The following is a 20390-nucleotide window of genomic DNA, read 5'->3' as shown; positions in this document are numbered from 1 at the left end:
CTCGACTATTCCTTGTTCATCGGCTGTTCCTCCAGTCAGCCAAATGTCAAAGAAGAGAAAAGGCACTCCGGATGTTTCAAACAAACGCACTGCGTCCCTCCCTCAAAACTGTCTTGAAGACCTCGACCGTTGCTGGTCTGGCGGCCGTCATGCTGTCGAGCGGCATCCCCGCTGCCATCACCCCGTCCTTTGCCGCCGCCGTCAAGATCGAGGCGCCGCAGGTTCCCAGTTTTGCCAATGTGGTCGATGCGGTGTCTCCGGCGGTGGTGTCCGTGCGCGTCCAGTCGCGCGCCAATCCTGTTTCCGATGACGCCGGCAACGGCTTCAGCTTCGATTTTGGCGGCCGCGGGCTGGATGAACTCCCTGACGATCATCCGCTGAAGCGCTTCTTCAAGGAATTCGGTGGTCCGAACGGCGACAAGCGCGCCGAACGCGACCGTGGACCGCGCGACGGCAAGCCGGGCCGCCTGCGCCCGACATCGCAGGGTTCGGGCTTCTTCATCTCCGAAGACGGCTATCTCGTCACCAACAATCACGTCGTCTCCGACGGCTCCGCCTTTACCGTCATTCTCAACGATGGCACGGAGCTGGATGCCAAGCTGATCGGTAAGGACAGCCGCACCGATCTCGCGGTTTTGAAGGTCGATGCCAAGCGCACATTCGCCTATGTCAGCTTTGCCGATGACAGCAAGGTCCGGGTTGGCGACTGGGTCGTGGCCGTCGGCAATCCCTTCGGTCTCGGCGGTACCGTGACCGCCGGCATTATCTCGGCGCGTGGCCGCGATATCGGCTCCGGCCCCTATGACGACTATCTGCAGGTCGATGCGGCGGTGAACCGGGGCAATTCCGGTGGTCCGACCTTTAACCTCAACGGCGAAGTCGTCGGTATCAACACCGCCATCTTCTCGCCGTCAGGCGGCAATGTCGGCATCGCGTTTGCCATTCCGGCCTCTGTTGCCAAGGACGTCGTCACCGATCTGATGAAGGATGGCGAAGTCTCGCGTGGCTGGCTCGGCGTGCAGATCCAGCCGGTGGACAAGGATGTGGCGGAATCGCTCGGTCTTGCCGAGGCAAGCGGTGCGCTTGTCATCGAGCCGCAGCCGGGGTCTCCCGGTGAAAAGGCCGGTATCAAGAAGGGCGACGTCATCACTGCCGTCAATGGCGAGGTGATCAAGGGACCGCGCGAGCTAGCCCGCAAGATCGCCCTGATGCGTCCAGGCACCAGCGTCGATGTGGCCCTTTGGCGCGACGGCAAGGCCGAGAGCGTGAAGCTCGAAGTCGGAACCTTGCCTGCCGATACCAAGGACGCTGCAGCCGGTGCCGATCAACAGCAGGAAGAACCGCAGCCTTCGAGCGAAAAGGCTCTGGCGGACCTCGGTGTCACCGTGGCGCCGTCCGAGGACGGCAAGGGTGTGACGATCTCTTCCGTCGATCCGGACTCCGATGCCAGCGATCGGGGCCTGAAGGAAGGCCAGAAGATCGTTTCGGTCAACAACCAGGAGGTCAAGTCGGCTGACGACATCCTCAAAGTGATCGAGGCCGCCAAGAAGGACGGGCGCACCAAGGCGCTGTTCCAGATCGAGGCCGACAATGCGAGCCGCTTCGTGGCGCTGCCTATCAGCCAGGGCTGACAAGGGCTGACGCAGCTCCAGCTGCCGGGCGCCGCGGACCTTCCCCAGGTTTCGCGGCGTCTGGCGTTTCAGGGCATGGCTTATCTGCGCAACCGGGCAGGCAGGTGTGATTTCCCAAAGGCAAACCGGTTGTGGAAGAGACAGGTCAGGGACTATGGTCACGCGTATGAAGATTCTGATTATTGAAGATGACCTCGAAGCCGCCGCCTATCTGGCCAAGGCCTTTCGCGAGGCGGGCATCGTCTCCGACCATGCGAGCGACGGCGAGAGCGGCTTGTTCATGGCGAGCGAGAACAGCTATGACGTGCTGGTGATCGACCGGATGCTGCCGCGCCGCGACGGGCTGTCGGTAATCTCGGAGCTGCGCCGCAAGGGTATCCACACCCCGGTGCTTATCCTCTCCGCACTCGGCCAGGTCGATGACCGGGTCACGGGATTGCGCGCCGGTGGCGACGATTATCTGCCAAAGCCCTATGCCTTCAACGAGCTTCTGGCCCGTGTCGAGGTGCTTGGCCGCCGTAAGGGGGCGCCCGAGCAGGACATGGTCTACCGCGTCGGCGACCTGGAGCTCGACCGGTTGTCGCATACGGTGCGCCGCCAAGGCCGCGAGCTCTTGCTGCAGCCGCGCGAATTCCGGCTGCTGGAATATCTGATGAAGAATGCCGGGCAGGTGGTGACGCGCACCATGCTCTTGGAAAACGTCTGGGATTATCATTTCGATCCGCAGACCAATGTCATCGACGTGCATGTGTCGCGGCTGCGCGCCAAGATCGAAAAGGATTTCGACCAACCTCTGCTGCGCACCGTGCGTGGCGCCGGTTACATGATCAAGGAAGACGGACGCACCGACGCATGAGCAGGTTGAGTGTCCTCTTCCGCACCACGGCCGTTCGCCTGTCGGCGCTTTACCTCCTGCTGTTTTCGCTCTGCGCCGCCTTTCTGGTGTTTTACGTCACGGCCATGTCGCAGCGGCTCCTGGAACAGCAGACGAAGGATTCGGTGGCGGCTGAAGTTTCGCAGATCGAGCAGATCTACGGCCGTGGCGGCGTCAACGGATTGCTGCGAACGCTGGAGCGGCGGGCACGTCAGCCCGGCGCCAATCTCTACGTCATCGCCGGGCCGACCGGGGAAATCCTGGCCGGCAATGTCGCCTCGCTGCAGCCCGGACTTCTGGACAAGGAGGGCTGGACGGGCGAGGCCTTCCGCTATCAGCGCTATACCGACGAAACCCGCAAGGAAAGCCATGTGGCGCTGGCGCATGTGCTGGTGCTCGACAACGGCCTGCGCATTCTGGTCGGCCGCGACCTGCAGGAGCCTGAGAAGTTTCGGGTGCTGGTCCGGCAGGCTTTGGTGGTGGCGCTTGGAATCATGGGCATTGGTGCCCTGATCATCTGGTTTGCCATCGGCCGCAATGCGCTGAAACGGATCGACCGCATGTCGGATGCGAGCACGCGGATCATGGCGGGCGATCTTTCCCAGCGCTTGCCGATGAGCGGCTCCGGCGATGAATTCGACCGGTTGTCGGAATCGCTGAATGCGATGCTGGGGCGGATCGAGAAGCTGAACGAGGGCTTGCGGCAGGTTTCCGACAATATCGCCCATGATTTGAAAACGCCGCTGACGCGTCTGCGCAACAAGGCCGAAGCGGCCCTTGCCCATAAGGCGACCAATTCCGGTTATCGCGCCTCGCTGGAAGAGATCATCGGCGAATCCGACCAGTTGATCCGCACCTTCAATGCGCTCCTGATGATCTCGCGCGTCGAAGCCGGTGCTGCGGCCGCAGAGATGAGCGATGTCAATCTGTCGCAAAGCGTGGCCGATTGCGTAGAACTCTATGAGCCGGTGGCGGATGAGCAGGCGTTGAAGCTGGAGGCTGATGTGCCTGCCGATATTCATATTTCCGGCAATCGGGAACTGATCGGGCAGGCGCTTGGCAACCTGATCGACAATGCCATCAAATATTCCGACGGCGGCGAAAATCCGCTGATCAAGGTCAGCCTCTCAAAACGCGATGGCGCGATGGTCCTGTCTGTCGCGGATCATGGCCCAGGCGTGCCCGCCGGAAAGCGCGAGACCGTGGTGGAGCGTTTCGTGCGGCTGGATGAAAGCCGCAGCAAGCCGGGAACGGGGCTCGGTCTCTCGCTTGTCGAAGCGGTGATGGAAATGCATCAGGGCTCGCTCGAACTCAGCGATACCGTTCCGGACGCTGAAAACAATCGTGGTTTGACAGCCAGCATGGTTTTCCCGTTGCGCTCGGCCTGATAGGCATAGGGCAGCCGAAATCGGGAGCGGCTGGGAGAGACCACGATGCAAACGGATACGCGGCGGTTATCGGATATCGCCACATGCGCGCTGCGGCCGATGAGCCAGACGGACGCCAAGTCCGTGCTCTCCAGCCTCAAGGATATCGCCAAGAGCCATCCCGACATTGCCGCTCTTCTGGCCAGCGAAACGCCGCTCAAGGACTTTGTCGTTGTGGCATTATCGCTCTCGCCTTATCTGCGCGACACGGCTGTTTCCCATCCGCAGGTCCTGGTCCAGGCTCTCGGCCGTCCTCTGATTCCCTATCTGCAAGCCTGCATTCATCAGGCCCGCGACGCCTGGAAGGGTGCCGATACCGGCAAGGCACTCACCGATGCCGAGATCATGACGCGGTTGCGGCAGGCCAAGCGCGATATCGCCTTTGCAATCGCGCTTGCCGATCTGGCGCGTGTTTTCGATGCGCGCGAGACGACGCGGTGGTTGAGCGAGTTTGCCGGGGCTGCCGTGTCTGCCGCCATCGACCATCTGCTGTTGAGCGCGCATGATGCCGGCAAGCTCCATGTCGCCGATGTCGCGCATCCGAGTGACCAGTCGGGCGTCGTCGTTCTCGGCATGGGCAAGCTCGGTGCGTTCGAGCTGAATTATTCCTCGGATATCGATCTGGTGGTGTTTTACGAGCCGCAGGCGCGCCTGATCACCAGCCCTGACGACGCGCCGGAAACCTTTGCGCGGCTGCTGCGCCGGCTGATCCGCATCCTGCAGGAGCGCAGCGGTGACGGCTATGTCTTTCGCACGGACCTGCGCTTGCGCCCCGATCCCGGTGCAACGCCGCTCGCCATCCCGGTTGAGGCGGCCATGCTGTATTATGAAAGCCGCGGCCAGAACTGGGAGAGGGCGGCGTTCATCAAGGCGCGTCCGGTGGCGGGGGACATCGAGGCGGGCGAGGCGTTCCTGCGGGAACTCACCCCGTTCATGTTCCGCAAATATCTCGACTATGCCGCGATTGCCGATATTCATTCGATCAAGCGCCAGATCCATGCTCATAAGGGGCACGGCGAGATCGCGGTCAAAGGCCATAATATCAAGCTGGGCCGGGGTGGGATCCGGGAAATCGAATTCTTTGTCCAGACCCAGCAGCTGATTGCCGGCGGGCGGATGCAGGAACTGCGTCTGCGCGCTACCGAGCCGATGCTGCAAGGCTTGGCGCGGGCCAACTGGATCGATACCACAACCGCCGAGGAACTGATTTCCGCCTATTGGTTCCTGCGCGACGTCGAGCACAGGGTCCAGATGGTGCGCGACGAGCAGACGCATGTTCTGCCCACGACAGACGCGGAATTGAAACGCATCGCCTATATGATGGGCTTCGCGGATGTTGCTGCGTTTTCAACCGAATTGTCGCGGGTGCTGAAGACGGTGGAGCGGCGTTATGCGCAACTGTTCGAACAGGAGGCAAAGCTTTCGACCGAAACCGGAAACCTGGTCTTTACCGGGCAGAGGGACGATCCCGATACGCTGGAAACCTTGAAGAAGCTCGGGTTCGAGCGGCCGCAGGATGTGTCCCGCACCATCCGGACCTGGCACTACGGCCGCTACCGGGCGACACAATCGGTGGAAGCGCGCGAGCGGCTGACGGAGCTGACGCCGGAACTCCTGCGCGTCTTCGGGCAAAACAAGCGCGCCGACGAAGCCCTGTTGCGCTTCGACCACTTCATTGCGGGCCTGCCTGCCGGCATCCAGCTGTTTTCCCTGCTCGGCAACAATCCTGGACTGCTGTCCCTCATCGTCAACATCATGTCTTCCGCGCCACGGCTGGCCGACATCATTGCCAGCAAGCCGCATGTGTTCGACGGCATGCTCGATCCAAGGCTTCTCGCCGAATTGCCGACGCGGGACTATCTGGCCGAGCGGATCAAAGGATTTCTCGCGACCGCCCGGCACTATGAGGAGATCCTAGACCGGTTGCGGATCATCGCATCCGAGCAGCGCTTCCTGATCGGGATCAGGCTGCTCACCGGGGTGATCACCGGCGCGCAGGCGGGGCATGCGTTTACCGATCTGGCCGACCTGATCATCACCGCCGCCCTCGATGCTGTCCTGCACGAGGTTGAGACCGCGCATGGCAAGTTTCCGGGCGGCCGGGTGGCCGTTATCGGCATGGGAAAGCTTGGCAGTCACGAACTGACGGCCGGCTCGGATGTCGATATCATCCTGCTCTACGATTACGATGACGAGAAGGGCGATTCAGACGGCGCCAAGCCGCTCGATTCCATCCGCTATTTCACCCGCGTCACCCAGAGGCTGATCGCGGCACTGTCTGCGCCCACAGCCGAAGGCGTGCTGTACGAGGTCGATATGCGGCTGCGCCCCTCCGGCAACAAGGGACCTGTCGCCACACGGATCAACGCCTTTGCCAAGTATCAGCGCGAGGAAGCCTGGACCTGGGAGCATATGGCGCTGACGCGCGCACGCGCGCTGTGCGGCGAGGAAAGCCTGATGGCGGAAGTCGGCACGATTTTCAGTGAAGTGCTGGGCGAGCGCCGCGATGTTGCAAAGGTCACCGCCGATGTCGCTGAGATGCGCGGGCTGATCGACAAGGAAAAGCCGCCAAACGACGTCTGGGATTTCAAGTTGATCCCCGGCGGGCTGGTCGATATCGAATTCATTGCGCAATATCTGGCCCTGATCGCCCCGGCGCGTGGGTTTGCCGCTCCACGCAGCGGCACATCCACGGCGGATGTCCTTTCGCTGCTTGGTCCTGATTTGATGGCTCCGGCTGATCTCGATGCCGTGCAGGAGGCGCTGGTGCTGTTCACCGATCTCTCGCAGATCGTGCGATTGTGCATCGAAGGGGATCTGGAGCTGAAGGACGCCCCGGCCGGGCTGGTCGAGCTTTTGTGCCGGGCGGGGGATGCACCTGACATCAAGGTGCTGGAGGCCGATATCCGGCTGAAGTCCAAGGCCGTGCGCCGGATCTTTCAGGCGACCGTCAAGCCGTGATGTAAACGCGTGGCCGGGGCCGGATGGCCCTGGTCTGTTAAAGCGCGCGTGGCGACGTGTCGGGTATGCGCAGCGAAATGATCGTGCCGACATTTTCCTGGGAATGGATCTTCATCGCGCCGCCATGCAGGTTGGTCAGCGACCTCGAGATGGCAAGACCAAGGCCCGAGCCGCCCTTGCTCTTGGCATACTGGCTTTGGACCTGTTCAAACGGCTGGCCGATCTTTTCCAGGGCAAGACGCGGGATGCCGATGCCGGTATCGGCGATGGTCAGCGTCACCGCGCCGGCGACCTTGCGGGCCCGCAGCGATATCTTGCCGCCCTCATTGGTAAACTTGACCGCGTTCGACAACAGGTTCAACAGCACCTGCTTCATGGCGCGGCGGTCGGCTGTGATCGTCAGGCCGGAGGAAATCTGCTGATCGACGCAGATGTTCTTCTGCTGTGCCGGAATGGTGGTGAAGCGCAGGGTTTCTTCGATCAGGGGGGCAAGATCGATGGTTTCCCGGTTGATCTTCATCTGCCCGGCCTCGATCTTCGACATGTCGAGGATATCGTTGATGACATTGAGCAGATGTTTGCCGCTGTCGTGGATATCGTGGGAATATTCGTCGTATTTTTCCGAGCCGAGCGGCCCGAACATCTGGTTTTGCAGGATTTCCGAGAAGCCGAGAATGGCATTCAGCGGTGTGCGCAATTCGTGCGACATATTGGCGAGAAATTCGGACTTTGCCCGGTTGGCCGCTTCCGCGCGTTCCTTTTCGGCCTGGTAGTTGGCATTGGCGACGGAGAGTTCGGCTTTCTGGCGTTCCAGCGTGATGCGTGAGGTCGAGAGGTCACCGATGGTCGCCATCAGGCGCCGCTCGGATTCGCGCAGGCGCACCTGGTGCCGTTTCAAGAGCGTGATGTCCGTGCCGACCGACACGAGACCGCCATCGCGGGTTCGCCGGTCGTTGATTTGCAGCCAGCGCTGGTCGGAAAGCTGAACCTCAGATGTCTGCGATTGATTGGACCGGTCGGGGTCGGCAATGCGCCGTTCGATGATCGGACGGGCGGCAGCAGAATTGACCACGGAGCGTTCCGTGCCGGCAACCAGCACCCGGTCGGGCAGCTTATAGGCCTGCTGATAGTGGGTGTTGCACATGACCAGCCGGTCGTTCTTATCCCAGAGCACGAAGGCCTCGGACGTGCATTCGATCGCGTCGGCCAGTCGCTGGTCTGCTTCGGCATAGCGCTGCGCCAGACGGTGCTGCTCGGTGACATCCATGGCGATGCCGATCAGGTGCACGCGGCCGGACGCCGTGCGGATCACCTGCGCACGCGCGCGCATCCAGACATAGTGGCCGTCGGCATGACGCATGCGGAAGATCTGGTCGATCTGGCGGGCGTCGCCCTTGGCGATGGTGCGGGCGACCTTGTAGATGCTGCCGTCATCCGGGTGCATCAGCCGTGCAGCGTCGCCAAAGGATAGGACGTTGCTCTGCGGCGGCATGCCGAGCATCTCGTACATCGACCGCGACCAGAAAAGCCGGCGGTTCGGCATGTCGAAATCCCAAAGGCCGCAGCGCCCGCGCGACAGCGCCGTCTCGACGCGCAGATTGGATTCGGCAAAAATCTGGTCGGCGTCACGGGCGCGTTTGGCCTGGATGTAATAGGCATAGAGAACGATCAGCAGGATCGCCGAGATCCCGGCAAACAAGGTGACGTTCAGAGAAACCTCGTCACGCCACATTTTCTGGATGCCTGCGAGCGGCGTCGCCACGAGCAAGGTACCCGCACCGCCGGGAACCTGCATCAGCGCGACAATGTGTTCCGTGCCGCCGATGAAGGTCTTGAGCACGGCCGAGTGTTCACCGAAATACTGAAAAGCAGCGACTTCGGGCGCCACGGCGTTGAGCGTGCGGCCGGTATAGACAGCGCCATCAGGCGAACTGGCGAAAATCCGCCCATCATTGCGCACCGTCAGCACAAAGGCGCCGGATTCGAGCATGTCGGTTGGAAGAAATGCGTTCAGCCGCTGCTCGACATCCCATTTCTGAGCTTTGTCGAACAGAGCGACCCCGTTTTCCTGCAGGGCAGCGCTGGCGGTGGCGGCAGCGAGCACGGTGACCTGCCGCGCGCTCGTCTCCATGCGCGCATATTCGACCATGATGCCGCTGATGCGGGAAATGGCGACGACGAGAAGAAATGCGGTGATCAGGATCGGGATCGAGCGCTTCAGCAAGGGTTCGGCACCGGCAAGACGGCGCACTGCCGGCTCGGTAAAAATCCGTGCGTGCTGGATAACGTCCCGTTCCAGCCTCGAAAAGCCTGGAAATCTGGGACGCAACCGCTCACCGGCTGCGCGTCCCCGCTGCGCTTCCGCCATCTTCGTCAAATCTGTAAACCCTCATGTGATTCGGTGCGCCGCTCGCCCAAACCTGACCCAATGAATCAATTGTGATTCGCCTTGTCCAGAGGGAAAAGTAAAACTTCGTTAACCATTTATCGTCATGGGAAAATTGCACTATTGGCGTTGCTGCCTTACGCGCAAACGAAAAACCCCGCAGGCTGCGGGGTTTCGAAGCAATACCGAGTGTTTTCTACCCCTTGAGCATGCGCTCGACGATGTCGCTGACATCGGCGGAGAGTTTTGGTGCGCCCGAGATTTCGCGCAAGGCGTTGCGGGCCTTTTCGGCACGGCCGCTTTCGAGCGAGCGCCAGGACCGCATCGAGGTGAGGATACGCGCAGCCAGTTGCGGATTGCGCGGATCGATGCCGAGAATCTGGCGGGCGAGGAACCGGTAGCCTTCGCCATCGGCGCGGTTGAAGCCGGTCGGGTTGGAAAACGCGAACGTGCCGACAAGAGCGCGCACCCGGTTGGGGTTGGATCCATTGAAGAGCGGATCGGCCATCAGGGCTTGAACGCGGGCAAGAGCCGCAGCGCCCGGAATGGTCGCCTGGATGGTGAACCACTTGTCGATCACCAGCGCATTGCCGGCAAAGCGCGTCTTGAAGGACGCAAGCGCATCCGCCGTTTCGGCCGCGTCCGGAAAGCGGTGTGCCAGAATTGTCAGCGCCTGGCTCAGATCCGTCATATTGTTGGCGGACTTGAACGCATCGACGGCCCGGGCCGGGTCGTTTTCCGCATAGACGAGATAGGAGAGGGCGGTGTTGCGCAGCGCCCGGCGTCCGGCGCTGGCGGCATCCGGGCTGAACGGCCCGGTAACCACCATCTCGTCTGCCAGCTTTTCGAAAATGGCCTGGCCCGCCTTGGCAATCGCCACCATGATCTGCTGGCGCCCCGCATGGATAGCGTCAGGGTCGTTATTGCCGCCGATTTCGCGGGCAATATCGGCCTCGCTTGGCAAGGCCAGGGCCTGCGCCCTGAAGGCGGGCTCAAGATCACCGTCAGCGGCTGCCGCAAGCAGGGCGTCGATCAGCGACGCATCGCATTGCGCGGCCTCGCCTGCCTTGGCGCTGGCCGCAGCGGCGACCAGATTGGGCAAGGCAAGGTCGTTCAGGGCCTGCCAGCGGGCATAGAGGTCGCTCTCGTACCTGGCAATATGGGCGCGATCGGCGTTCGTCTGCTCGAAATGCAGGTTGATCGGCGCCGAGAAACCACGGTTCAACGAAAGAACCGGGCGCGAGACGATGCCGGTGAGAACGACGGTCTGCGTGCGTTCGACCAGATGCAGCACGTCGCCGGTCATTTCGGCACCGCTCACGGCGGCGACCTTCGCCTCCGATCCATCCTCCAGCAGAAGCCCGATGCGCAGCGGAATATACATCGGCTCCTTGGCATTCTGGCCCGGCGTCGGCGGCACCATCTGCTCGAGCGAGAGCGTCAAAGTCTGCCTTGCGGCGTCATAGGCCGTCGAAACGCTGACCAGCGGCGTACCGGCCTGGTGGTACCAGAGCGAAAACTGGGTGAGGTCGCGCTTGCTCACCTCGGCAAAACAGGCAACGAAATCCTCGATCGTCACGGCCTGCCCGTCATGGCGGTCGAAATAGAGATCCATGCCCTGCTTGAAGAGATCGGCGCCCAGCAGCGTGGCGATCATCCGGGTGACTTCGGAGCCCTTTTCGTAGACGGTCGTGGTGTAGAAATTGTTGATCTCGCGGAATTTCGTCGGGCGGACCGGGTGCGCAAGCGGACCGGCATCCTCCGGAAATTGTTCGGCTTTCAGATGCCGGACTTCGGCGATGCGCTTGACGGTGCGCGAGCGCTGATCGGCCGAGAATTCGTGATCACGGTAAACCGTCAGGCCTTCCTTCAGGCACAGTTGGAACCAGTCGCGGCAGGTGATGCGGTTGCCGGTCCAGTTGTGGAAATATTCATGCGCGATGATCGCTTCGATATTGGCATAGTCTGCATCGGTCGCGGTTTCCGGATCGGCCAGAACGTACTTGTCGTTGAAGACGTTCAGTCCCTTGTTCTCCATGGCCCCCATGTTGAAATCGGAGACGGCGACGATCATGAAGATATCCAGATCGTATTCGCGGCCGAACCGTTCCTCGTCCCAGGTCATCGAGCGCTTCAGCGCATCCATGGCATAGGCGGCGCGTGGCTCCTTGCCGTGCTCAACATAGATTTTCAGCGCGACGTCGCGGCCGGATACGGTGGTGAACGTGTCTTCGACGACGCCGAGATCGCCGGCCACGAGCGCAAACAGGTAGCTGGGCTTGGGATGCGGATCGTACCAGGCGGCAAAATGCCGGCCGTCGCCCATGCCGGCGCCGCCAAGATAATTGCCGTTGGAGAGAAGCAGCGGTGCGGTCGCCTTGTCGGCAATGATGTTGACCGTGTAGACGGCAAGCACGTCCGGACGATCGGGGAAATAGGTGATGCGGCGGAAGCCTTCGGCCTCGCACTGCGTGCAGTAGACATTGCTGGTCCGGTAAAGGCCCATTAGCGTCGTGTTGGCCTCCGGATTGATCTCGGTGGTGATCGTCACCTCGAAGGGGGCTGATTCCGGCAGGTTGCGGATCGTCAGCGTGTGTTCCGCCGCATCGTAATGTCCGGCCGGAATCTCTTCCTGGTCAAGCAGAAGGCCGGTCATCTTCAGTTCATCGCCGTCCAGAACCAGCGACGCATCCGCGCTCACGCCCTCGCGGCGATGGAAGATCAGGCGGGCTTCGACCTTGGTTTCGGTCGGGTCGAGTTCAAAGGTGAGATCCACCCTTTCGAGGACGAAATCCGTCGGCCGGTAGTCTTCCAGATGAATGATCTCGCCCGTATCTGTCCGCATTGTTTGTCCCGCTTGCTTCGCCCGCAGCGTCCAGACGCTGGCGGTGAGGCTTTGTCTCTATGAAGAGGCTGCGCTTGAGATGCGAAGCTTCCGGTGTGATCGCAAGGCGGTCGCTGACATCTGCCGTTTAAGGCGGGCCTGCTGATCCATCCCATATTTTTGCTTGTTCAGACACTTACGAAGTTTGCCCTAACAATATTTAAACCAAGCGTGTATTTTTGGCACAGTTTCGGATTTTTACAGCGTGCTATCAGTCTATTTGAAGCGGCAACCCTCTTTCGGCGAGAGGATTGCTTGGTCAATGCTCTTTTTGATCACCTCAGCCGAGATTAAGGCATCGCGCCGGGTGCATCAAATATTTCCGCCACCCATCACGAAAATTGATCTCTCTTTCGGACAACGCGCGCTAAGGTGAGACGGTCACGGCGACGGATTCTCCGGCCGCCGACTTTCCCGCAGCCTGTCGTTACCGATGATGTCCGGCCCGCTGCCCTCAGTCTTATGAGTGCGACCCGCATGGATTCCGACTTCCCCCACCCGATGAAGGGCATCACCCTCAAGGTCATGTCCGTGCTGGTCTTCGTCTGCATGTCGACGCTGATCAAGGCGGCGGGAACGGAGATCGCCACCGGCCAGATCACCTTCTACCGCTCGGCCTTCGCCGTGGTGCCGATCCTCGGCTACCTCGCCTTCAAGGGGCATCTGCGCACGGCCTTCCACACAAGGGATATTACCGGCCATCTGGCGCGCGGGTTCATCGGCATTCTGGCGATGAGTTTTGGGTTTTACGGCCTGGTGCATCTGCCGCTGCCGGAGGCGATTGCGATCGGCTATGCCATGCCGTTGCTCGCCGTCGTCTTTGCGGCCGTGTTTCTGAAAGAAACAGTGCGCGTCTATCGCTGGTCGGCGGTGCTGATCGGGCTGATCGGCGTGATGATCATCACCTGGCCACGGGTGACGCTGTTGCGGGACGGCGGGTTCGGGTCGCAGGAGGCGCTCGGCGCGCTGGCCGTTCTCCTGTCGGCGACGCTCGGCGCAATCGCCATGGTGCTGGTGCGCAAGCTGATCGCCAAGGAAAAGACGCATACGATCGTGCTCTATTTTTCGCTATCGGCCGCCTGCTTTTCGCTGCTGACGCTGCCGTTCGGCTGGGAGCCGCTGCCGATGAATTCGTTCCTGCTGTTGATGGGGGCCGGATTTTGCGGCGGCGTCGCCCAGATTCTTCTCACGCAGAGCTATCGCTACGCCGACATGTCGACGATTGCGCCGTTCGAATATACGTCCATCCTGCTCGGGCTGCTGATCGGCTATTTCCTGTTCGACGAGGTGCCGACGGGTATCATGCTGCTGGGGACCGCGATCGTCGTTGGCGCCGGCATCTTCATCATCTTCCGCGAGCATCAGCTGGGTCTTGAGCGCCGGGGCGCGCGCAAGCATATCACCCCGCAGGGCTGAACGGCCGCGGCTTATAACGAAGCCGGTGGGGCGGTATCGTCTTCGATGAGATCGGACGGCCGCACTGCCTGGTTCATGGCATTGACCGCCTCGGTTCCCGGTGTCGGCACGGTATTTGCCTGGAAATCCGTCTTGGAGACGAGCCCATCCTTATGGCCGCGCTGGGCGATGCGCCAGGCGGCATAGGCCGCGTAGAGCGCAAAATAGACGGCCAGAACCACAAATAGCGAGGGCGGGCCGAAACGGTCCATCACGGGGCCAACCATCAGCGGTCCGGAAATCGTGCCGATGCCATAGGTGATCATCATGCCGGAGGACACCTCGACATATTCGTTGGGCCGGGCAAGATCATTGGCATGGGCGACATTCAGCGCGTAGATCGGAAACAGCACCGAGCCGACGAAGGCCGCGATGACATAGAGCACCAGCGGGCTGGAGCCGACAAAGGCGACCATGGCCAGGCAGGAGACGATGCCGACAATGCCGCAGCCGACCATGACGATGCGCCGGTCGATCCGGTCGGATGTGCGTCCGATCGGGATCTGCGAAATGGCGCTGCCGGCGAGAAGTGCCGCAAGCAGCGTCGCCCCTTCCGCCGTGGACAGGCCGATCTTCTGGGTAAAGACACCGCCCAGATTGAGCCAGGCGCCGGACATGGCACCGGCGAGAAATGCGCCGACGACGGCAACAGGCGAGCGCCTATAAAGCCCCGGCACATCGAATTTTGCCTGGGCCGGTTGCGCGGGCATGGCGGATGACGACAAAGCCGTCGGTAATAGTGCCAGCGAAAACAGAACGCCGCACAGGATGAACAGCGACGAATTGGTCGGATCGCCGAGAGGCACGAGATATTGCCCGCCGATCGTGCCGACCATGGTGGTGATCAGATAGAGCGAAAACAGCATGCCGCGGTTTTCGTTGGTGACCCGTTCGTTCAGCCAGCTCTCGATGACCAGGTAGCTGCCGGAAATCGCAAAGCCGGAAATGGCGCGAAAGAAGATCCAGGCCCGCCAATCGACCACCAGCCCGCACATCAGGATGGCGATGCTGAGCAGGGTGATGAGCGCGGCGAACACCCGCACATGGCCGACGCGCAGCACGAATTTCGGGGTGATGATGCAAGAGACGGTAAAGCCCAGCGTATAGCCGGTGGCGATCAGCGAGATGGTCAGCGTCGACCAGCCCTCGGCAACCGAGCGCACCGGCAGCACATAGCTCGCCAGCCCGAACCCGACCATCATCAGCAGCGTCGATAGCATCAGGCTGAGCACGGATCTGAAGCTTGTCAGCATGATGGCTCCGGATGCGGATCTGCCGGTTGCCTGTGCGCAAACCTCAGGAGAAACGCTAGAAATGTTGGAGCGGATTGCGCGCTTGAAAACCGGTGCCCGACACGCCGCTGTTGGAATCAGAGAACGAGTGTCGCTCTATCCAATTTTGCTGACGCTGTCGATTGCGACAAGGCTTGGCGCAGAAGATGGAAATGGCCGCGTTGCGGCCGGAAACCCAGTGATTGACTTCGGCAGCCAGTAATTTACTTCGGCAGAAAGGCGCTGATCGCATGGCGATCGGCATTGGCAGCCGGAGCTTCCTTGCTCAGACGGCTATATTCGCCGGAGGCGCGCACGGCGGTGCCGATATCGGCAAGCAGGACCCGGAGCGAGCGGATAGGTGCTGTCATGATCGGATACCTTTATTGGGGCTCGTCGTCGAAGACGGCGCCGGCCTCGACATCAACGCTGAACGAATTCCGCAAAAATCTGGGCGGGGCGTGTCTTGTGGCCGTAACCTGCGGCGGTCATCTGCTCGTTGGCAGCCGAACCGAAGCTGTTGAACGGCGTGCGCAGCGCCGAACCGGCGTGGCGGAGCGTCTCAAAGCTCGAATGCAGAGGGTGATAACGGGTCGTCATAGTTCAATTCCTTATCAGTCCCCCCGTCCCCTTATATTGCACTGCACCATCGATTCCGCAACGAACGCGTTCGCGTTGCTGGTATGCGCAATGCGCATGGCTTTTTTCATCCTTTGTTCACAAATCAGGCAGTGCCGGGTTCAGACGCTCTTAACCACGAATGCGGGCGCGGAAAGCGAGAAGATCCTGCCAGGCGAGCCGCTTGCTGGCCGGGGCAGAAACGAGGTCCTGCGGATGCAGGGTGGCGAGCGCCGGCACGGTGGTGCTGCCAACCTTTATATCGCGCCATTCGCCGCGCATGTGATGGATCATCTCGTTGCCGCCGAAGAAGAATCGGGCGGCGAAATTGCCAAGAATCAACAGGTGGCGCGGTTCGCTCAAGGCGATCTGGCGTTCGATGAACGGACGGCAGATATCGGTTTCGCGCGGCGAGGGCGGGCGGTTTCCGGGCGGCCGCCAGGGAATGACATTGGTCAAGAGCACTGATGTCCTGTCGAGCCCGATGGCCCCCAGCATGCGGTCCAGCATCTGCCCCTGCTTGCCCGAAAAGGGAACGCCTTCGCGGTCGTCGTCACCGTTCGGCACCGGGCCGATCACCAGGATGCCGGACGCGGCATTGCCGTCGGCAAACACCATGTTGCGGGCGCTGTTGCGCAGGTTGCAGCCGGAAAAGGCCTCCATGGCACTCTTGAGTTCGTCAAGGGAGCGGGCGGATTCGGCGGCAAAACGGGCCTCGGCAACGGCCTGCTCGTCGGGAATGGCCATTTGTGGGACAACTGCCGGTGCTGATTGCCCCTTGCCGCCGGTCCGATTGCCATTTTCGCGCGAAACAGGAACGCTCGGCGCATCGTTGCGCTCTGAGCCTTGCGTCCTCTGCATGGCTTGTGGCGCGCCATTGCCGCGTGCCGCCTTGGCCTGGGTAAACTCCGCAAACCGGTCGACAGGCGCGTCTTCCAGCAGCCATTCGACCCCGGCTTCCGCATGAAAATGCAAAAGGGCGGCAAGCTCGGCCGGGCTCATGGTGTCGCAGGAGATCATGATCTGCTTGTACAGAAGCTTGAGGAGGCAGGGAAGGGATGCGGATCGGGATTCATGACGTCGCCGCATTCGGCTGTGTAGAAACCGCGAACTCCCTCTTCTTCCCAGCGGGGAGAAGTGTCGAGCAAAGCGAGACGATGCGGGGGCGGTACGGCAGGGTTCTGTGTGTTTGGCTCCCTCTCATCCGCCCTTCGGGCACCTTCTCCCCGCAGGGGAGAAGAGGGAGATCGCCGTAGCTCGCTTTTCCTGTTCGTCCGCTATCGGCTCACGCGGCCATCGCTGTCCAGCGGTCGATGTCGTCGCGCTCGCCGATCAGTGCCAGGCCATGGGCGATGGAGAGAAGCTCGCCGCCGCTTTCGATGCGGTCGCCGGCAAAACGATCTTCGAAGATGCGGCGGATGGCCGGTACGAAGGAGGTGCCGCCGGTAAGGAACACCTTGTCGATGCCATCCACCGGCGTGTTGGTGGTGACCAGCACCTCATCCAGCGCTTCCTCGATACGGGCGAGATCCGGGGCGATCCAGCTTTCGAAGTCGCTGCGGCGCACCGTCTGCCGGCTCTTTTCGCCCAGCGGCTGGAAGTAGAATTCGGTCTCTTCGGCATGCGACAGACGCATCTTGGTGGCCGAAACCGCCTGGTAGAGCGGATAGCCTTCGTCGTGATCGACCAGATCCACGAACGCTTCGAGCTTTTCGGGCTCCACCGCCGATCGCACAAGCTGCTTCAGGTCGGTAAAATCCTTCAGCGTCTTGAAGATCGACAGCTGGTTCCAGCGGCCGAAATTGGCGTAGTAGCTGGAAGGCACGTCGAGCAGCTTGTCGAAGCTCTTGAACTGGCTGCCCTTGCCGATCAGCGGCGAAACCACGGTGTCGATGATGCGGAAGTCGAAATGATCGCCGGCGACGCCCACACCGGAGTGACCGACGGGCACGGCGGTCAGCTTGCCGGCATGGCTTTCGAAGCGGATGATCGAATAGTCGGTGGTGCCGCCGCCGAAATCGGCCACCAGCACGGTCGCGTCCTTCTTCAGGTTTTGGGCAAAGTAAAAGGCCGCCGCCACCGGCTCGTAGACATAATGGACTTCGGGAAAATCGAAGGTGGAAAGCGCCCGGCCGTAACGCTCCAGTGCCAAGGCCTCATCCGGGCTGGCGCCGGCAAACCGGACGGGACGGCCGACGACGATGCGCTTGTAATCCTGATGCCAGCCATCGCCGGCATAATCGGCAATGCGGGTCAAAAAAGCGCGCATCAGGTCTTCAAAGCTGTTGCGCCGGGCAAAGATCAGCGTGCCCTGGAACAGCGGGCTTGCGGCAAAGGTCTTGATCGACTGCAGGAAGCGCGCCTCGCCGGGATTGTCGATGAACTGCTGGATTGCCGCCTGGCCTGCCTCGATCGACACGGCGGCAGCGCCGAGCTGCGCATGTTTCATGAAGGAAAGGGCCGTCCGCATCGAATCGGTGGTGCCCGCACGGCTGGAAAAGCTCAGCGACTGCGTCGTGTCGCCCTTGGAGGCGGCAAGCACCGAATTGGTCGTGCCGAAATCGAAGCCGAGTGCCTTGGCCATGAAAGTCTCCGTCTAAGGTCCGCCAGCAACCGGGCAGAGTTCGCCTCGCCGGCGCACGCATAGCCTCGCAATGCCTTGCGGGCTGCCGGAATGCGTTTGATGGCGGAGGGCTTGGTTATTTGGAGGGCGCCTCTTCGCATGGGTGAAAGGCCAAAGCAAGGCACGAGGGACGGGATCAAGACCAATACCGTCATTCGAATTTTGACGTTTACGTTCACGTCATATATTGTAGTCCCATCGCATGACCTCATGCGCAAATGCGCTTGGCTGCCGTCGCAGACTGGCTCGACAAGTCCGGCGGTATTTGCCATGACGGAGGTCAAGAATTGGGAACAAAACCGTGCAAAATAGCCGGGCGAGACTGGAGATGCTGAGATGACCGAGACGATGGAGCTGCCAGAGCGGGAAAGCATGGAATTCGACGTGGTGATCGTCGGCGCCGGTCCGGCCGGTCTGGCTGCGGCGATCCGGCTGAAACAGGTCAATCCGGACCTCTCTGTCGTCGTCCTGGAAAAGGGTGCCGAAGTCGGTGCGCATATCCTGTCGGGTGCGGTGGTCGATCCGATTGGCATCGACCGGCTCTTGCCGGGCTGGCGCGCGGAGGAGGGGCATCCCTTCAAGACCGAGGTCAAGGACGACCAGTTCCTGCTGCTCGGCCCTGCAGGCTCGATCCGCCTGCCGAATTTCGCCATGCCGCCGCTGATGAACAATCACGGCAATTACATCGTCTCGCTTGGCCTCGTCTGTCGGTGGCTGGCCGAAAAGGCCGAGGCGCTCGGCGTCGAGATCTATCCGGGCTTTGCCGCAACCGAAGTGCTTTATAACGAGCAAGGCGCCGTCATCGGTGTCGCCACTGGCGATATGGGCGTCGAGAAGAACGGCGAACCGGGTCCGAATTTCGCTCGCGGCATGGAGCTTCTTGGAAAATACACGCTGATCGGCGAGGGCGTGCGCGGCTCGCTTGCCAAGCAGCTGATTTCGAAATTCGACCTGTCCAAGGATCGCGAGCCGCAAAAATTCGGCCTTGGCATCAAGGAACTCTGGCAGGTCAAGCCCGAGAACCACAAACAGGGCCTCGTACAGCACTCGTTCGGTTGGCCGCTTGGCATGAAGACCGGCGGCGGCTCGTTCCTCTATCATCTCGAAGACAATCTGGTCGCCGTCGGCTTCGTCGTGCATCTGAACTACAAGAACCCTTATCTCTACCCATTCGAGGAATTTCAGCGCTTCAAGACGCATCCGGCGATCCGTGGAACCTTCGAAGGCGGCAAGCGGCTGACCTATGGCGCCCGCGCCATCACCGAGGGCGGCTACCAGTCGGTGCCGAAACTGACCTTCCCGGGCGGCGCCTTGATTGGCTGTTCGGCCGGCTTCGTCAACGTGCCGCGCATCAAAGGCAGCCATAACGCGGTGCTGTCTGGCATGCTCGCCGCCGAAAAGCTCGCCGATGCGATGGCCGCAGGCCGCGCCCATGACGAGGTGATCGAGATCGAGAACGGCTGGCGCGACAGCGCCATCGGCCAGGACCTGAAGCGGGTGCGCAATGTGAAGCCCCTCTGGTCGAAGCTCGGGACAGTGGCCGGCGTCGCGCTCGGGGGGCTCGACATGTGGACCAACCAGCTGTTCGGCTTCTCCTTCTTTGGCACGCTGAAACACGGCAAGACCGACGCGCAGGCTCTGGAGCCAGCGTCGATGCACAAGACGATTGCCTATCCGCGTCCGGATGGCGTGCTCACCTTCGACCGTCTCTCTTCGGTATTCTTATCGAACACCAATCACGAGGAAAACGAGCCGGTGCATCTGAAGGTCAAGGACATGGCCCTGCAGAAATCCTCCGAACTCGACGTCTATGCCGGTCCATCGACCCGCTACTGTCCAGCTGGAGTCTACGAATGGGTGGAAAAGGACGGCGAGGATGTCTTCGTCATCAACGCCCAGAACTGCGTCCACTGCAAGACCTGCGACATCAAGGACCCCAACCAGAACATCAACTGGGTGCCGCCGCAGGGCGGCGAGGGGCCGGTCTATCCGAATATGTGATGGACGGGGGGCTGCCTTCGGCGCGGAGGAGACCGAAGATGCGAGCGGACGGTTTTGAGACTGTCGGCAAACCCTGAACATGATGATTGGCAAGAGCGACACCCCACCCTCCGTCATCCTCGCCCTTGTGGCGGGGATCCAGCGACCCGACGTCCGTCGGGTCAAAAGACTCTTTCAGCTCAAGGACTTGCGCTGGCTGGATCCCCGCCACAAGTGTATGGCCTTGAGACATAGTTGACATGTGTTCGGAGACATCCCT

At 61.4% G+C, this 20390-nt stretch carries 14 protein-coding genes; 7 read left to right on the top strand and 7 right to left on the bottom strand.

Features of this window, described 5'->3' with window-relative positions; genetic code table 11:
- The first annotated feature begins 71 nt into the window (after positions 1-71).
- The 4 genes from ASD32_RS21005 (at position 72) to ASD32_RS20990 (ending at position 6893) form a co-directional block, all read left to right on the top strand.
- Positions 72-1631, top strand: a complete 1560-nt coding sequence (locus tag ASD32_RS21005) for a Do family serine endopeptidase (RefSeq protein ID WP_060640010.1) — start codon at positions 72-74, stop codon at positions 1629-1631.
- A gap of 154 nt (positions 1632-1785) precedes the next feature.
- Positions 1786-2487 carry a response regulator transcription factor gene (locus tag ASD32_RS21000; protein WP_060640009.1) on the top strand — a complete coding sequence of 234 codons (702 nt, stop codon included), beginning with the start codon at positions 1786-1788 and terminating at the stop codon, positions 2485-2487.
- Positions 2484-3893 (top strand): ATP-binding protein, encoded by a 1410-nt coding sequence (locus tag ASD32_RS20995; RefSeq protein ID WP_060640008.1) that lies wholly within the window; start codon positions 2484-2486, stop codon positions 3891-3893. Before ASD32_RS21000 ends, ASD32_RS20995 begins: the two co-directional genes overlap by 4 nt.
- Positions 3894-3938: 45 nt before the next feature.
- A complete protein-coding gene (locus tag ASD32_RS20990) occupies positions 3939-6893 on the top strand; it encodes a bifunctional [glutamine synthetase] adenylyltransferase/[glutamine synthetase]-adenylyl-L-tyrosine phosphorylase (RefSeq protein WP_060640007.1) in 2955 nt (984 codons plus the stop codon).
- A 37-nt stretch (positions 6894-6930) separates the two neighbouring features.
- On the opposite strand, the gene ASD32_RS20985 is transcribed toward ASD32_RS20990, so the two are convergent.
- Complete coding sequence (locus ASD32_RS20985; protein ID WP_060640006.1) at positions 6931-9270, bottom strand: PAS domain-containing sensor histidine kinase; 2340 nt, start codon at positions 9268-9270, stop codon at positions 6931-6933.
- A gap of 205 nt (positions 9271-9475) precedes the next feature.
- Positions 9476-12124, bottom strand: a complete 2649-nt coding sequence (gene pepN, locus ASD32_RS20980) for an aminopeptidase N (protein ID WP_060640005.1) — start codon at positions 12122-12124, stop codon at positions 9476-9478.
- Positions 12125-12640: 516 nt separating this feature from the next.
- Between pepN and ASD32_RS20975 the strand changes: the two genes are divergently transcribed.
- On the top strand, positions 12641-13579 hold the full coding sequence (locus tag ASD32_RS20975) for a DMT family transporter (RefSeq protein WP_060640004.1): 939 nt from the start codon (positions 12641-12643) through the stop codon (positions 13577-13579).
- Between the two features lie 11 nt (positions 13580-13590).
- Here the strand turns inward: ASD32_RS20975 and ASD32_RS20970 are convergent, their stop codons facing one another.
- Positions 13591-14871, bottom strand: coding sequence for an MFS transporter (locus ASD32_RS20970; RefSeq protein WP_060640003.1), 1281 nt, complete (start codon positions 14869-14871; stop codon positions 13591-13593).
- Here ASD32_RS20970 and ASD32_RS20965 point away from each other — a divergent pair.
- The gene (locus tag ASD32_RS20965) at positions 14870-15112 is read left to right on the top strand and encodes a hypothetical protein (RefSeq protein WP_060640002.1); all 243 of its coding nucleotides are present in this window, start codon (positions 14870-14872) and stop codon (positions 15110-15112) included. The two genes, ASD32_RS20970 and ASD32_RS20965, sit on opposite strands and share 2 nt — an antisense overlap.
- A 1-nt stretch (position 15113) precedes the next feature.
- Here ASD32_RS20965 and ASD32_RS30340 read toward each other — a convergent pair whose 3' ends face one another.
- The 4 genes from ASD32_RS30340 to ASD32_RS20955 form a co-directional block, all read right to left on the bottom strand.
- The gene (locus ASD32_RS30340) at positions 15114-15260 is read right to left on the bottom strand and encodes a hypothetical protein (protein WP_200953626.1); all 147 of its coding nucleotides are present in this window, start codon (positions 15258-15260) and stop codon (positions 15114-15116) included.
- Between the two features lie 52 nt (positions 15261-15312).
- Positions 15313-15489, bottom strand: coding sequence for a hypothetical protein (locus ASD32_RS30335; protein WP_156383280.1), 177 nt, complete (start codon positions 15487-15489; stop codon positions 15313-15315).
- Between the two features lie 150 nt (positions 15490-15639).
- On the bottom strand, positions 15640-16527 hold the full coding sequence (locus ASD32_RS20960) for a uracil-DNA glycosylase (protein ID WP_060640032.1): 888 nt from the start codon (positions 16525-16527) through the stop codon (positions 15640-15642).
- Between the two features lie 265 nt (positions 16528-16792).
- Positions 16793-18091, bottom strand: coding sequence for an Hsp70 family protein (locus tag ASD32_RS20955; RefSeq protein ID WP_060640001.1), 1299 nt, complete (start codon positions 18089-18091; stop codon positions 16793-16795).
- Positions 18092-18466: 375 nt separating this feature from the next.
- Between ASD32_RS20955 and ASD32_RS20945 the strand changes: the two genes are divergently transcribed.
- A complete protein-coding gene (locus ASD32_RS20945; RefSeq protein WP_060639999.1) occupies positions 18467-20131 on the top strand; it encodes an electron transfer flavoprotein-ubiquinone oxidoreductase in 1665 nt (554 codons plus the stop codon).
- Positions 20132-20390 lie beyond the last annotated feature (259 nt).

The organism is Rhizobium sp. Root483D2 (assembly GCF_001426685.1).
GTDB classification, from domain to species: Bacteria; Pseudomonadota; Alphaproteobacteria; order Rhizobiales; family Rhizobiaceae; genus Pararhizobium; species Pararhizobium qamdonense.
Note: the sequence above shows the minus strand (reverse complement) of the source record. Positions and strands in the feature narration are given on the sequence as shown.

What these genes read in the sequence shown, in the direction of transcription:
- ASD32_RS21005 (WP_060640010.1), top strand. Translation starts at nt 72, where the DNA reads ATGTTTCAAACAAACGCACTGCGTCCCTCCCTCAAAACTGTCTTGAAG.
- ASD32_RS21000 (WP_060640009.1), top strand. Translation starts at nt 1,786, where the DNA reads ATGGTCACGCGTATGAAGATTCTGATTATTGAAGATGACCTCGAAGCC.
- ASD32_RS20995 (WP_060640008.1), top strand. Translation starts at nt 2,484, where the DNA reads ATGAGCAGGTTGAGTGTCCTCTTCCGCACCACGGCCGTTCGCCTGTCG.
- ASD32_RS20990 (WP_060640007.1), top strand. Translation starts at nt 3,939, where the DNA reads ATGCAAACGGATACGCGGCGGTTATCGGATATCGCCACATGCGCGCTG.
- pepN (WP_060640005.1), bottom strand. Translation starts at nt 12,124, where the DNA reads ATGCGGACAGATACGGGCGAGATCATTCATCTGGAAGACTACCGGCCG.
- ASD32_RS20975 (WP_060640004.1), top strand. Translation starts at nt 12,641, where the DNA reads ATGGATTCCGACTTCCCCCACCCGATGAAGGGCATCACCCTCAAGGTC.
- ASD32_RS20965 (WP_060640002.1), top strand. Translation starts at nt 14,870, where the DNA reads ATGATGGCTCCGGATGCGGATCTGCCGGTTGCCTGTGCGCAAACCTCA.
- ASD32_RS20970 (WP_060640003.1), bottom strand. Translation starts at nt 14,871, where the DNA reads ATGCTGACAAGCTTCAGATCCGTGCTCAGCCTGATGCTATCGACGCTG.
- ASD32_RS30340 (WP_200953626.1), bottom strand. Translation starts at nt 15,260, where the DNA reads ATGACAGCACCTATCCGCTCGCTCCGGGTCCTGCTTGCCGATATCGGC.
- ASD32_RS30335 (WP_156383280.1), bottom strand. Translation starts at nt 15,489, where the DNA reads ATGACGACCCGTTATCACCCTCTGCATTCGAGCTTTGAGACGCTCCGC.
- ASD32_RS20960 (WP_060640032.1), bottom strand. Translation starts at nt 16,527, where the DNA reads ATGATCTCCTGCGACACCATGAGCCCGGCCGAGCTTGCCGCCCTTTTG.
- ASD32_RS20955 (WP_060640001.1), bottom strand. Translation starts at nt 18,091, where the DNA reads ATGGCCAAGGCACTCGGCTTCGATTTCGGCACGACCAATTCGGTGCTT.
- ASD32_RS20945 (WP_060639999.1), top strand. Translation starts at nt 18,467, where the DNA reads ATGACCGAGACGATGGAGCTGCCAGAGCGGGAAAGCATGGAATTCGAC.